This is a genomic window from Kineococcus sp. DHX-1 (assembly GCF_042473625.1).
In the GTDB taxonomy this organism is placed as follows: domain Bacteria; phylum Actinomycetota; class Actinomycetes; order Actinomycetales; family Kineococcaceae; genus Kineococcus.
The window spans coordinates 3,400,989-3,415,305 of record NZ_CP170445.1; the positions used below are offsets into that span (position 1 = coordinate 3,400,989).

Genomic DNA, 14,317 nt, shown 5'->3' on the forward strand with positions numbered 1-14,317 from the left:
CCACGGCTGGTCCCACGTCGGACCGGGCGTGGGAACGGCACGGGCGTCGTCCTGGCGACCGCCGAGCCGGTCCCACGGGTGCACCCACGTCGGACCGGGCGTGGGAACACCCGTGGGTGTCCCCACGACGTCGTGGGGGCGACCAGGTCGGGACACCCACAGCTCACTCCACGTGGGTGCACCGGTGGGTGTCCCCGTGGGTGCACCACGGGCGCGCACGAGACGCGGGACCGGGCCCGGGGCCGGGCACCCGTCCCCCGGTTCGCCCGGGACACGAAAGTCTGATGTCCCCCGCTGCGGCGGGTGCTAGACCTGCTGACCGTGCTGTTCACCCTCCTGCGAGAACACCTGCGGCCCCACCGCAGGCTGCTGGTCGCGGTCGTCGTGCTGCAGGTGCTGCAGACGACGGCCTCGCTGTACCTGCCCCGGCTGAACGCCGACATCATCGACCGGGGCGTGGCCACGGGCGACACCGCCTACATCTGGCGCACGGGTGCGCTCATGCTCGCCGTCACGGCCCTGCAGGTCGTCGCGACGATCACCGCCGTCTGGTGCGGGGCGCGCGCGGCGATGAGCCTGGGGCGCGACCTGCGCGGCGCGGTCTTCGACCACGTGCTGTCGCTGTCGAAGGCGGAGGTCGGGCGGTTCGGCGCACCCTCCCTGATCACCCGCGGGACCAACGACGTCCAGCAGGTGCAGATGCTCGTCCTCATGACGTGCACCATGATCATCTCCGCTCCGCTGCTGTGCGTCGGGGGCGTGGTCATGGCGCTGCGCGAGGACGTCTGGCTGAGCTGGCTGGTCGTCGTCGCCGTGCCGGTGCTGGTGGCCGTCATGGCCCTGGTCATGATCCGCCTCGGGCCGCTGTTCGGTCAGCTGCAGCAGCGGCTCGACGCCGTGAACCGGGTGCTGCGCGAACAGCTGACGGGCTTGCGCGTGATCCGGGGTTTCGTGCGCGAGGACGCCGAGGTGGCGCGGTTCGAACGGGCGAACGCCGACCTCACGGACGTCGCGGTCCGCGCGGGCCGGTTGTTCTCCCTCGTGTTCCCGTTCGTCATGCTCGTCATGAACCTCGCCAGCGCCGCCGTCGTGTGGTTCGGCGCCGGCCGGGTGGAGGCCGGGGAACTGCAGATCGGGTCCCTCATCGCGTTCCTGTCCTACCTCGTGCAGATCCTCATGGGCGTCATGATGACGACGTTCCTGGCCGTCATGGGGCCGCGCGCCGCGGTGTCCGCGGGCCGCATCGGCGAGGTCCTGCAGACCGCGCCCAGCGTCCACGACCCGCAGGAGCCGACGGTCCCGGCCGGGTCCTCGCGGGTGGAGTTCCGTGAGGTCTCCTTCAGCTACCCCGGCGCCGACCGGCCCGTCCTGGACCGCGTGAGCTTCGACGTCGAGCCGGGCCGCACCACGGCCGTCATCGGCTCCACCGGCTCGGGCAAGACGACGCTGGTGAACCTCGCGACGCGACTGGCCGACGTCAGCGCCGGGAGCGTCACGGTCGGCGGCGTCGACGTCCGGCACGTGCCCGACGCCGAACTGCGCCGCAGGGTCGGCCTGGTGCCGCAGCGGCCGTACCTGTTCGCCGGGACCGTGGCGAGCAACCTGCGGTTCGGCCGGCCCGAGGCGACCGACGAGGAACTGTGGGCCGCGCTGCGCACGGCGCAGGCCGAGGACTTCGTCGCCGAGCGGCCCGAAGGACTCGACGCGCCCATCTCCCAGGGCGGGACGAACGTCTCCGGCGGTCAGCGGCAACGCCTGTCGATCGCCCGCCTGCTCGTCCAGCGGCCCGACGTCGTCGTCTTCGACGACGCGTTCTCCGCCCTCGACACCGCGACCGACGCCCGGTTGCGCGAGGCTCTGGCCCGCGACCTCCCGGAGGCCGCCGTCCTCGTGGTGGCGCAACGGGTCTCGACGATCGTGAGCGCCGACGAGATCGTCGTCCTCGACGGCGGGAAGGTGGTGGGACGGGGCACCCACACCGAACTCCTCCAGACGTGCCCGACCTACGAGGAGATCGTCGCGAGCCAGCTCGAGGTGGCGGCGTGAGCGGCCGCGGAGGTCCGATGCGGATGGCGGGCGCACCGGGTACGAAGGCCGCGACGTTCGGGCCGTCGGCGAAGCGGCTGCTGCTGCGGATGGGTCCGGACGCGGCCCGGCTGGCCGTCGTCCTCGTGCTGGCCGTGGTCAGCGTCGTGCTCACGGTCCTCGTGCCGCGGTTGCTGGGGAACGCGACCGACGTCGTCGTGGCGGCCGCGTTCGGCGGGCAGTCGCTGGACCGGGCGGGACTGGCCCGGACCATCGGCTGGGTCGTCCTCGTCTGCGTCCTGTCGGCGGTCGGGTCGTTCCTGCAGGGCCTGCTGCTCAACCGGATCGTGCAGCGGACGGTGTTCCGGCTGCGCGCCGACGTCGAGGCCAAGCTGCACCGGTTGCCGCTCTCGCACGTCGACTCCACCCCCCGCGGGGAACTCCTGTCGCGCGTCACGAACGACATCGACAACATCTCCCAGAGCCTGCAGCAGACGGTGTCCCAGGCCCTGGTCTCGGCGCTGACGGTGGTCGGTGTCGTCGTCATGATGTTCACCATCAACGCGCGGCTGGCGCTGCTCGCGCTCGTCGCGGTGCCGCTGACGCTGGTGGTCGTCGTGCTCATCGCGAAGCGTTCGCAGCCGTTGTTCGCCCGGCAGTGGCACCAGACCGGGCAGCTGAACGCGCAGATCGAGGAGGCGTTCACGGGCCACGACGTCGTGACGGCGTTCGGCCGGCGCGAGGAGGTGCGCACCCGGTTCGCGCAGAAGAACGCGGAACTGTACGCGGCGAGCTCGGGGGCGCAGTTCCTGTCCGGGACGATCATGCCGTCGACGACCCTCATCGGGAACCTCGTCTACGTCGCGATCGCGGTCGTCGGGGCGACCATGGTGACGAGCGGGTCCATCACGATCGGTGGCGTCCAGGCGTTCGTGCAGTACTCCCGCCAGTTCACCCAGCCGCTGGCGCAGCTGGGGTCGACGGCGAACCTCCTTCAGTCCGGGGTCGCCTCGGCCGAACGCGTCTTCGACGTCCTCGACGCCCCCGAGATGACGCCGGACCCCGCCGACGGGCCGAAGCCCTCGGGTCCGGGACGCATCGAGTTCCAGCACGTCTCGTTCAGCTACTCCCCCGACGCCCCGCTCATCGAGGACCTGTCGTTCACGGCCGAACCCGGGCACACGGTCGCGATCGTGGGCCCGACGGGCGCGGGCAAGACGACGCTGGTCAACCTCCTGCTGCGCTTCTACGAGGTCGACTCCGGGCGCATCCTGCTCGACGGCGTGGACGTCGCCACGATGTCGCGCCGCGACCTGCGGGCCCGGGCGGCGATCGTCCTGCAGGACACGTGGCTGTTCGCCGGGACCATCACGGAGAACATCGCCTACGCCCGCCCCGAGGCGAGCGAGGCGGAGGTCCAGGAGGCGGCCGCCGCGGCGTCGGTCGACACGGTCGTCGCGGCCCTGCCCGAGGGGTACGACACGGTCGTGGACGACGACGCGGGCCGCATCAGCGCCGGGGAGAAGCAGCTCGTGACGATCGCGCGGGCCCACCTGGCCCGGCCGCAGGTCCTCGTCCTGGACGAGGCGACGAGTTCGGTCGACACCCGCACCGAGCGGGTCGTGCAGCAGGCGATGGCCGCGTTGCGGCAGGACCGGACGAGCCTGGTCATCGCCCACCGGCTGTCCACGATCCGCGACGCCGACCTCATCCTCGTGATGGAGGCCGGGCGGGTCGTCGAGCAGGGCCGGCACGCCGACCTCGTCGCGGCCGGCGGGGCGTACGCGCGGCTGCACGACGCGCAGTTCGTCGGGGCCGCCGCCGAGGTCGAGTGAGTCGCGCCCCGGGTCAGAGCTCGATGCCGCGCTCGAGCACGGTGAGCAGGCGGCGGGCCATCGCGAGGTTCGCGCGACCGCGGTCCAGGACGAGGTAGAGGAACAGCCCCTGCCCGTTCTTGCTCTGCAGCAGGCGGATCAGGTGGAACTGCGTGCCGAGGGTGGCGAGGATGTCCTCGGGGACGTCGTCCAGCCCGAGGCGCTGCAGGGTGCGCAGCTCGGCGCGCACGACGTCGGTGTTCCCGGCAGCGGCGATCTCGAGGTCGAGGGTGCCGCCGCCGACGGAGCCGAGGCACATGCCCGACTCGTAGTCGACGAGGGCGGCCGCGATGGCGCCCTCGATCTCGAGCGCGCCCTTGAGGGTTTCGTCGACGGTGGCCACGGGGGTCCTCCTGGAGTGAGCGGGTGGGGGCCGGGGTTCTCCCCCGACACCTCCACCGTCGGCTCCGCGACCCAGCGTGAGCAAGCGACGACTCTCCGGTTACCACCCCTGGACGAGCGGGCCGCCGCCCGCCGGGTGAGGCCGGGCGGGGCCGAACGGGTGAGAAGGTCGTCCTCAGCCCCCTCCCACCGTCCGGACCGTTCAGTTAGGCTCCCCTCACATGTCCTCCCGCCCCGTCCTCGACGTGCTGCGCCGGCACCGTCGAGCGGCCGCCGTCGGCTGCGGGTCCTCGATGGTCCACCAGACCTGCGAGGCCCTCGTGCCCGTCGCGATCGGCCTCGCCGTCGACCGCGCGATCGCCACCGGCGACGTCGGCGCCATCGCGCTGTCCGTGGCCGGGGTGCTCCTGCTGTTCACCGTGCTCAGCTCCGCCGGCACCTTCGCGTTCTGGATGGTCGACCGCGCGCAGTTCGAGGAGGCCCACCACCTGCGGACCGCCGTCGCCCGGGCCGTCCTGCGCGACCCCGCCGTCCTGCGCGACCGGCAGGTCGGCGACGCCCTGTCGGTCGCGACGTCGGACACCCGGCACACCGCCGAGGCCCTCGGCCTCGTGAGCTTCCTCGCCTCGGGCTGCTTCGGACTGCTCGTCGCGGCCGTCGTCCTGCTGCGCATCGACGTGGCCCTCGGCCTGGGCCTGCTCGTCGCCGTCCCGGTGCTCGTCCTGGGCCTGCAGGCGCTGACCCCCCGCCTGGAGGCACGCGTGCACGACCGGCAGCGCACCGCCGGGCTGGCCGCCGCCGTCGCCGCCGACCTGCTCGCCGGGCTCCGGCCGCTGCGCGGGTTCGGCGGCGTGCCCGAGGCCGTCCGCCGCTACCACCACGCCAGCTCCCTCTCGCGGCGCGCGGCCGTCGGGGCGGCCGGGGCGACGTCCGTCGTCGTCGGCGTCAGCACCCTGGCCACCGGCGCCGTGCTCGTCGCCACGGCCGCCGTCGCGGGGACCTTCGTCGCCCGCGGCCGCCTCGACGTCGGCGAGTTCGTCACGGTCGTCGGGATGGCCAGCTTCCTCGCCGACCCGGTGCGCAACATCAGCTTCTGCGTCCAGCAGCTCGCGGTCTCCCGGGCCAGCGCCCGCCGCGTCGCCGAGCTCCTGCACCCGGCGCCGCTCCCGCCCGCCGCCCGGCCGACGCCGGAGGTGCCGACCCTGGAGGTGCCGACCGTGCCCGGGGAGGTCCTCGGCGTCGTGACCACCGACACCGCGACCGCCGACGCCGTCACGGCCGCCTTCGCCGCCGTCCCCGGCGCCCTCGTCGAACCCGCGCACACCGTCCTGCTCGGCGAGACCGTCGCCGACGCCCTCGCCTCGGGCCCCGCGCCCGCCGGCCGAGGCGTCCCGCTGGCCGCGGCGCTGGAGGCCGCGGCCGCCCCGACCGACCTGGACCTGCCGCTGCACGACGGCGGGACCAACGTCTCCGGCGGTCAGCGCCAGCGCATCGGCCTGGCGCGGGCCCTGGCCGCCGACCGCGAACTGCTCGTCCTGCGCGACCCCACGACAGCCCTGGACGCCGTCACCGAGGACCGCGTCGCGGCCGGTGTCCGCGCCCTGCGGGCCGGGTCCGGGACGACCGTCGTCGTCACCTCCTCCCCCCTGCTGCTCTCGCGCTGCGACCGCGTCGTCCTGCTGGCCGCCGACGGCCGGCACGCGACGGGCACCCACGCGGACCTGCTCGAAGACCCCGACTACGCCGCGGCGGTGACCCGGTGAGCGGGCTCACCGCGCTGCCCGTCGCCCGAGGCCGCCGCTCGGCGACCGTGCTGTGGCGCACGGCCGCAGCGCACCCCGCCGACCTCGCCCGCGCCCTGGTGACCACCCTGCTCTCCAGCGCCGGCACCGTCGCGCTGCCCCTGCTGCTCGGGCGCGCCGTCGACGTCGTCCGCGACGGCGACCCCCTGACCCCGCTCGTCGTGCAGCTGTCCGTCGTCGCGCTGCTCACCGCGGTCACGACGGCGCTGGCCCGCCGCGACGCCGAACGCCTCGGCGCCGCCGTCGCCGCCGACCTGCGCGAACGCGTCGTCGACCGCTCGCTGCGCATGAGCCCGCGCGTCCTGGAACGGGCCGGCTCCGGCGACGTCGCCTCGCGCGTCACCGAGGACGTCGAGCTCTTCACCGCCTCGGTGCAGCTCATGGCCAACGTCCTGACGGCCCTCGTCACGGTCGTCCTGTCCGCCGTCGGCTTCCTGTCGCTGGACTGGCGGCTGGCGCTGGCGTTCTGCGTCGTCTTCCCCGTCTACGCGGGCAGCCTGCGCTGGTACCTGCCGAAGGCCGGGCCGCTCTACGCCACCGAGCGCTCGGTCGCGGCCGCCCGCTCGCAGGTCGTCCTGCAGTCCCTGCACGGCGCGTCGACCGTGCACGCGTACGGGATGGCCGACCTGCAGGGCGACCGGGTCGAGGTCGCCTCGCAGCGGACCGTCGGCGCCTCCCGCGCGGCGCTGCGGACGTTCGCCCGGTTCTCGATGTCGATGAACGGCGCGGAGGCCGTCGGGCTGTCCGCGCTGCTCCTCACCGGGTTCTGGCTCGTCCGGGGCGACGTCGTCACCGTTGGCGCCGTCACCGCCGCGGCCCTGCTGTTCCACCGGCTGTTCGGTCCGCTGGGCACGCTGCTGCTGTCCTTCGACGAGGTCTCCCGGGCGGCCGCGGCCCTCAACCGCCTCGTCGGCGTCGTCGACCTGCCCGAAGACCCGCCCGCCGACCCGGCGGCCCTCGCCCGCGCCCCCCGCGAGCGGGTCGGACTCGTCGTCCGGGGCCTGGCCCACACCTACGACGAGCGCCTCGGCGCCGTGCCCGTCCTGCGCGACGTCGACCTCGCCGTGCCCGCTGGGACGTCGCTGGCCGTCGTCGGCGAGAGCGGGGCGGGCAAGACCACCCTCGCCGCGCTCGTCGCCGGGGTGTTCCCCGCGAGCGCGGGGACCGTCACGCTCACCGGACCGGAGGGCGCGGTCGACCTCGCCGCGCTCGACGCCGACGCCGTCCGCGAGCGCATCGGCGTCATCGCCCAGGAGTCGCACGTCTTCACCGGGACCCTGCGCGAGGACCTCACGCTGGCCCGTCCCGGCGCGAGCGACGAGGAGGTGCGCGCGGCGCTCGCGGTGGTGGGCGCGGAGGACTGGGTGGCCGCCCTGCCCGCCGGGCTCGAGACCCGCGTCGGACCCGGGGAGCTGCCGCTGTCCCCCGCCCGGGCCCAGCAGCTCGCGCTGGCCCGGCTCGTGCTGCGCGACCCGCCCGTCGTGGTCCTCGACGAGGCGACCGCCGAGGCCGGCAGCGCCGGCGCGCGCGACCTCGAGGAGGCCGCCCTGGCCGTCGTGCGCGGTCGCACGGCCCTCGTCGTCGCGCACCGGCTGAGCCAGGCCGCCGTCTGCGACCGGATCGCCGTCATGGCCGCCGGTCGCGTGGAGGAGATCGGCACGCACGACGAGCTCCTCGCGCTCGGTGGTCGGTACGCCCGTCTGTGGGAGACCTGGGCGCGGTCCGGGCAGCCCGCTCAAGCACCGGCGACGGCGGCCGACACCTAGCAGGTGAGGACGGGAGGGTGGCGGGCGAGCGCCGGCGCGCAGTTCACCGCCTTCCTCCTCGTGGACGCGCTCGCGGTCGTGGCGGGCCGGGCCTCGCGCACCGGCGGCAGCGAGACGACGACGTTCTGGCCGGCCGCCGCGGTCGCCTTCGTCTGGCTCGGCACCGTCTGGCACCAGCAGGGCCGGCGCCGCACGGCGGCGGCGGGGATCGCCGTCTCGACCGGTGCGGGTCTGGCGCTGACCGGCATGGCCCTGCCGTTCGTCCTCACCTGCTCGGCCGCCGTGCTGGCGCAGGCCTGGGTCTCGGCGTGGCTGTTCACCCGCCGGCGTCCCTCGATGCGGCTGGTCGCCCCGGCCGACGCGTGGGGGCTGACGGGAGCGGCGCTGGCGGGCTCGGTCGTCGGCGCCCTCGTGGCGGCGGCCCCGGTCGCCCTGGGGCTGGGGGACGTCGCCCCCACGGCGGTGCTCTCGTGGGTCGTGCGGATGAGCACCGCGGTCGTGGCGGCGGGGTTGTGGCTGCTCCTCGCCGACTCCCGCACCGACCGGGCGCCGGTGCCGGCGCGCTGGGGCGAGCTCGTCCTCGTCAACCTCGGGGCGCTGGGGCTGTTCGTCTGGCTCTTCGACGTCGAGCACGTGTACTCGCTCGCGTTCCTCACGGTGCCGGTCACGGTCTGGATCGGCGTCCGCTTCCCCCTGCGGGTGGCTGCGGCCACCACCCTCGCGGTGACGGTCCTGGATGCGGTCATCTCCCTGCACGGGCTCGGGGCCTTCGCGTCCGCCCCGCCGGCCGAGCGGGTCCTCGCGGTCCAGTTGATGGTCGCCCTCATGACCCTGCTGACGTTGATGCTCGGCCTGCAGCGCGACGACCGGGGACGGCTCGTGGAGAACCTGCGCGCCGCACGCCAGGACGCCGAGGGCCAGGCGGACCTGCTGCGGACGGTGTTCGCGACGACGAGCGACGGGATGAGCGTCTACGCCGCCGACGCCACCCTGCTCATGGCCAACGCCGCGGCCGGCCGGCTCTACCCGCGCCTGCCCGACGGCGTGCCCACCGAACGCTTCGCCGACTACGTCGAGGTCCTCGACGCGGGCGGCGCGCCCGTTCCCGGCGCGCGGATGCCGCTGGTGCGTGCCCTGTCCGGTGAGCGCATCGACTCCGACGACATGACCTTCCGCAACCTGCTCGACGGGTCCGTGACCACCGTCAACGTCGCCGCGCACGGGCTGCCGCACAGCGCGGGGGCGTCCTGGTCCGGCGGGGCGATCATCGCGTTCCGCGACGTGACCGCCCAGCGCGCGGCGGCGGCGGAGGTCGCTCGCGCGCACGACGTCTACGCGGGGATCCTGTCGGGGGCGACCGAGCAGCTGATCGTCGCCGCGGACCTGCACGGGACCGTCACCGTCGTCAACGAGGGCGCGCGCCGGTTGCTCGGGGTCCGGGCCGACGCCGCCGTGGGCGGGGACGTCTGCGACCTCCTGGAACCGGCCGAACTGGCGGGCCGTGCCCTCGAACTGGACGTGCGCGCAGGCGCCGAGGTGCTCGTCGAGGACCTGCGCCGCGCGGGCGGCGCCCTCACCCGGCACTGGACGCTGCGCCGGCACGACGGGGCCGACCGGCGGGTGGCGCTGACGACGAGCTGGTTGCTGGACCTCGACGGCCGGCCCTCCGGGATCCTGGCGATCGGCACCGACGTCACCGAGCAGGTCGCCGTCCAGGACCGCCTGGCCGACTCCGAGTCGCGGTTCCGCACGGCCTTCGACACGGCCCCCGTGGGGATGCTGCTCGTCGGCGTGGGCTCCGCCGCCGGCCGCATCCTGCAGGTGAACGCGACGATGACCGAGTTCACCGGGCTGGTCCCCGAGGAGCTCGGGATCCTCGACGTGCACGCGATCGTCCCGTGGGCGGACCGCGACGAGTTCGCCCGGAACCTCGACCCGCTGCTGGAGGGCGCGGTCACCGACGCGCAGTTCGAGCACCGCTACCTGCGGGCCGACGGCGGGTCCGGCTGGGGACGCACGACGGCCACCCGCGTCGTCCCCGGGGGTTCCTCGCCGGGTTCTTCCCCGGCGACGGCCGAGCCGTACCTGCTGTGCCTGGTCGAGGACGTCACCGCGCGCAAGGCGGCCGAGAGCGCCCTCGTGCACCAGGCGCAGCACGACGCCCTCACCGGTCTGCCGAACCGCGTCCTGCTGCGCGAACGGCTCGAGGCCGCCCTGCACGACGCGGCCACCGGCGGTGGGCCCGTCGGGGTCCTCGTCATCGACCTCGACGGGTTCAAGGCCGTGAACGACAGCGCCGGGCACGCGGCCGGGGACGCCCTGCTGCGCGAGGTGGCGTCGCGGCTGACGAGCCTGACGCGCGCGGAGGACACCGTCGCCCGGCTCGGTGGGGACGAGTTCGCCGTCGTGTGCCCGGGCACGGACGCCGCCGACCTCGAGCGCCTGGGCCGTCGCGTGCTCGACGCCGTGCGCGAACCCGTCGTCCTGCCCGGCGGGACGGTCACGGTCGGGGTCAGCGTCGGCAGCGCCGTCCACGACCGGTCCGGCGACAGCGCCCAACCCCGGGACGGCGGGACGCCGGACCGCTTGCTGCAGAACGCCGACCTCGCGATGTACGCGGCCAAGCGCGCCGGGAAGAACCGGTCGTTCGCCTACGACCACCGCGACCGCGAGCGCCTCGACCGGGCCGAGCGGCTGCTGCCGGAACTGGCCGCGGCCGTCGGCGCGGGCGAGTTCGAGGTGTTCGGCCAGCCCATCGTCGACCTCGGCAGCGGTCGCGTCGACGCGGTCGAGACCCTGCTGCGCTGGCGCCGCGCCGACGGGACCGTGCTGGCCCCCGGCGCGTTCCTCGACGTCCTCGAGGCCTCTCCGCTCATGCCCGCCGTCGGGGAGTTCGTCCTGCGCACCTCGTGCGACCTCGCGGCGCAGTGGGAACGCGCGCTCGGAGCGGGCGCCCCGGCCGTGCACGTCAACGTCTCGGCCGAGCAGCTCGGCGGGTCGCTCGCCGAGCAGGTCGACCGGGTGCTCGCGCAGACCGGCTTGTCCGCGCACCTGCTCGTGCTGGAACTCACCGAGACGCACACGACGCGCATCACCGACGCGCTGCTCGGCGAACTCGAGACCGTGCGCGCCCGCGGGGTGCGCATCGCCATCGACGACCTCGGCACCGGGTACTCCGGCCTCGCCCGGCTGACCGAACTGCCCGTCGACCTGCTGAAGATCGACCTGCAGTTCGTCGCCGGACTGGGCCGGGACCGGCGCTGCGACGCCGTCGTGCGCGCCGTGCTGGGGATCGGCCGGGCGCTGGGGATGCAGGTGGTCGCCGAGGGCGTCGAGACCGCTGAGCAGGCCGACCTGTTGCGGGCGTACGGGGCGACGACGGCGCAGGGGTACCGCTTCGCCCGCCCGGTCCCGGCCGCGGACCTGCCGGCCCTGCTCGCCCGGGTGCCGCTGGGGGTGTGAGGTCCGGCCGCGGAACCCGCTCACCGGTCCACGGACGTCAGCCGGAACTGCGGAACTCTCTCGGCCGCCGCGTCGGGCGCACCGGAGGACCGGTCCAGCCGGTGGGCCAGTCGCGACTGCAGCCCGCGGTGAGGGACCCGGGCGGACCGGGGGGACCCGCTCGTGGGCCCGCCGTGACTACGTCGGTCGCGCCGTGCGCTACGCCGAGGACCACTGCGACGAGCCGCTGGCCACGACGGACCTCGCCGCCGCGACGCGGTGGGGTCTGACGCTCCTGGGAAGTTGTCCGGGCAGTACCGCGAGGCGTTCGGCGAACCACCCCGTCAGACGTTGCGCCGGACCCGCTGAGCCCCGACCGGCTGACGTCGCCGCCGTGCGTGCGTCCGCTCAGCAGGACGACGAGGATCTGCACCGCGGCCACGGACGGGCACCGCTGATCCGTGGACCTCGTCGCCGAACGCGGGACGTCGCTCCGAAGGCCGGGGAACGAGCACCTGTGGACGACACACCAGCGCCGGTTCACTCCACACAAAGCGTTGTGCTGCAAGAAGTTACCAGCCCCTCAACCTTCCGCCACAGGAACTGTTCGAGTATCCTGGGACACGTGACCGACACCGTCCGAGACCGCGCCGCAGACGCCCTCACGCGTCTCGCCGCCACCCTGGACGACGTCCTCACCCTGCCCACCGGAACCCTCGACCGCGACGACGTCGACCACCTCACCCGCACCCTCTACACCCTCGGCAACCGCCTCGACGCCGCCAAACTCCACCTCCTGCGCCGCGCCCTGGAGCACGCCCCCGAGAGTTCGGTCGTGGACCTCCTCGCCACGTCGCCGGTGAACCTGTCCCGCACCCTGGCCCGCAAGGACGTCGCCGCGGCCCGGCACACCGACCCCAGCACTAGCTGGGACGGGAGCATCGGCGGACTCGACGGCGACCGCGGCTCCCTCGCCCGCACCGGTGAGGCCCTGGCCTCCGGCGACACCACCCTCGCCCACGTCCACAGCGCCGTCACCGCCCTGCAGTCCGTCCCCACCCCCCTGCGCCGCGGCACCGTCGACATCGAAGTGCAGATGGACACCGGCGAGATGGTCTGGACCACCCAGCGTCGCGCCGACCTCATCGACGGACACTTCGCCGTCGTCACCGGCACCCAACCGCTGAGCACCGCGAACCAGCTCAGCGAAGAACTCCTCACCCGCCTGGACCCCGACCGCGTCGACCGCCACGTCCGCGACCTCGAACCGGACTCCGCCAGCCGCCGCACCCTCACCTTCACCCGCCGCCACGGCATGCTGCGCATGACCGTCGACCTCGACGAAGCCGCCGCCGTCGTCGTCCGCTCCGCTGTGGAGGCCGCCGCGAAACCGCTCCCCAGCGCAGTTGAGAAGGGGACCGGGCTCGGTGGGGAACACGACACCCGCTCGGTCGGTCAGCGCCGCCACGACGGCCTCGTCGACCTCGTCACCACCGGCACACACCACCCCGCCAGCGACACCGACCCCGTCGTCGCCCACCAGGCCACCGTCGTCCTGCGCGCCACCCTCGACGACACCGGACAGCTCCAGCCCGGCACCGCCACCGCCGACACCTACGGCCCCGTCACCGACGCCACCGTGCGCGCCGCCTCCTGCGACGGCGACATCACCGTCGCCGTCATGGACCGCCTCGGCCGGCCCCGCTCCCTGCACACCCTGGACCGGCACGCCAGCGACAACCAGCGCCTCATCGTCGCCGAACGCGACCGCGGCTGCATCGCCCCCGGCTGCGGAGCACCGGCCTGGGCCTGCCACCTGCACCACGTCGTCCACTGGGCCGACGGCGGACCCACCAGCGTCGACAACCTCGTCCTGCTCTGCGGCCGAGACCACCGAGCCCTGCACGCCGGCCGCCTCGAAGCCAGGTTCGGCGAGGACGGCCTCCCCGAAGCCCGGAGGATGCAGCGGGACCTCGGCAAGCTCACGACCCCCGGCCCGTGGACGCGGAACGACCACCCCGCCCTCCTGCGCAGGACGCGGGAGCTCGCCCGCGCCCTCGAACAGGGCGACGCGGCGTAGCGTGCGGGCGTGACCGACCCGACCGCGGCGCCCCCGTCCTCACCGGGCGACGTCCTGCACGACGCTCTCGGCGACGGACTGCGGCGCAGCCTGTTCACGGGCGCGACCGCGGCGTTCTCGGACGCCGCGGGGCGGGTGCACCGCGCCGCCACGGGAACCCTCGCGCGCGACGACGCCACTCCGGTGGACCCCACGACCCGGGCGGACCTCGCGTCGTTGACCAAGGTCCCCGTCGCCGCGGTCGCGCACGCCCTCGCCGACGTCGGCGCGGTCGACCTCGACCGGCCCACCGGGCGGGGTTTCACCCCGCGCCAGCTGATCGCGCACACCTCAGGGCTGCCCGCGGGGTCGGACGTCTGGAGGCGCTCCGACCTGCGGCCGGCGCAGCGGTTGCAGCGCGCGCTCGACTCACCGCTGGTGTCGGCCCCGGGCGAGGTCTTCCGGTACTCCTGCGTCGGTTTCGTCACCCTCGGGCACCTGCTGGAGGAAGCGACCGGGCAGGGGCTGGACTCCCTCGTGGAGGAGTTCGTCAGCGGACCGCTGAGGACCCCGGGCCTGGAATGGGGACTGGTGGACCGTCCCGCGGCGGGTCCGGTGCTCGCGACGGAGAGCGGGACCCCCCGGGGCGTGGTGCACGACGAGTTCGCGCGGTCGCTGGCCCGGCCCGCGGGGAACGCGGGGTTGTTCGGCACGGCCGACGAGGTCCTGGCCCTCGGCCGCGCGCTGCTGGCCGGGACGCTCGTGGTCGGCGACGGGCTGCGCACGGGTGACGCGACGTGGATGGCCGGCCCCCGCCAGCGCGGGCACACGGGGTTCACGGGGACGTCGCTGCTCCTGGATCCGGAGGCGGGGACGTGCCTGGTGCTGCTGACGAACCGCGTCCACCCGGACCGCCCGCTGGTCGACCTCGCCCCGTTCCGGAAGTCCCTGGCGCAGCGGCTGATGCCGCCGCCGTGACCGGGGCGCGGCCGAGGAACTCACCCGCGG

8 protein-coding genes are annotated in these 14,317 nt (G+C 74.7%); 7 read left to right on the forward strand and 1 reads right to left on the reverse strand.

Annotated elements, in window-relative coordinates; translation table 11 throughout:
• Positions 1-321 precede the first annotated feature (321 nt).
• The gene (locus ACFEMC_RS16310) at positions 322-2,046 is read left to right on the forward strand and encodes an ABC transporter ATP-binding protein (RefSeq protein ID WP_380176831.1); all 1,725 of its coding nucleotides are present in this window, start codon (positions 322-324) and stop codon (positions 2,044-2,046) included.
• A gap of 17 nt (positions 2,047-2,063) precedes the next feature.
• Entirely contained in the window at positions 2,064-3,860 is a 1,797-nt protein-coding gene (locus ACFEMC_RS16315; RefSeq protein WP_380176833.1) for an ABC transporter ATP-binding protein, read from the forward strand.
• A gap of 13 nt (positions 3,861-3,873) precedes the next feature.
• Here the strand turns inward: ACFEMC_RS16315 and ACFEMC_RS16320 are convergent, their stop codons facing one another.
• Positions 3,874-4,242 (reverse strand): hypothetical protein, encoded by a 369-nt coding sequence (locus ACFEMC_RS16320; protein WP_380170608.1) that lies wholly within the window; start codon positions 4,240-4,242, stop codon positions 3,874-3,876.
• 220 nt (positions 4,243-4,462) lie between these two features.
• Between ACFEMC_RS16320 and ACFEMC_RS16325 the strand changes: the two genes are divergently transcribed.
• The 5 genes from ACFEMC_RS16325 (at position 4,463) to ACFEMC_RS16345 (ending at position 14,287) form a co-directional block, all read left to right on the forward strand.
• Positions 4,463-6,004, forward strand: a complete 1,542-nt coding sequence (locus tag ACFEMC_RS16325; RefSeq protein WP_380170609.1) for an ABC transporter transmembrane domain-containing protein — start codon at positions 4,463-4,465, stop codon at positions 6,002-6,004.
• Entirely contained in the window at positions 6,001-7,809 is a 1,809-nt protein-coding gene (locus ACFEMC_RS16330) for an ABC transporter ATP-binding protein (RefSeq protein ID WP_380170610.1), read from the forward strand. The genes ACFEMC_RS16325 and ACFEMC_RS16330 overlap by 4 nt, the downstream gene beginning before the upstream one ends.
• A 3-nt stretch (positions 7,810-7,812) precedes the next feature.
• Complete coding sequence (locus tag ACFEMC_RS16335; RefSeq protein ID WP_380170611.1) at positions 7,813-11,271, forward strand: EAL domain-containing protein; 3,459 nt, start codon at positions 7,813-7,815, stop codon at positions 11,269-11,271.
• Between the two features lie 604 nt (positions 11,272-11,875).
• Positions 11,876-13,330 (forward strand): DUF222 domain-containing protein, encoded by a 1,455-nt coding sequence (locus tag ACFEMC_RS16340; protein ID WP_380170612.1) that lies wholly within the window; start codon positions 11,876-11,878, stop codon positions 13,328-13,330.
• A gap of 9 nt (positions 13,331-13,339) precedes the next feature.
• Positions 13,340-14,287, forward strand: coding sequence for a serine hydrolase domain-containing protein (locus tag ACFEMC_RS16345; RefSeq protein WP_380170613.1), 948 nt, complete (start codon positions 13,340-13,342; stop codon positions 14,285-14,287).
• Positions 14,288-14,317 lie beyond the last annotated feature (30 nt).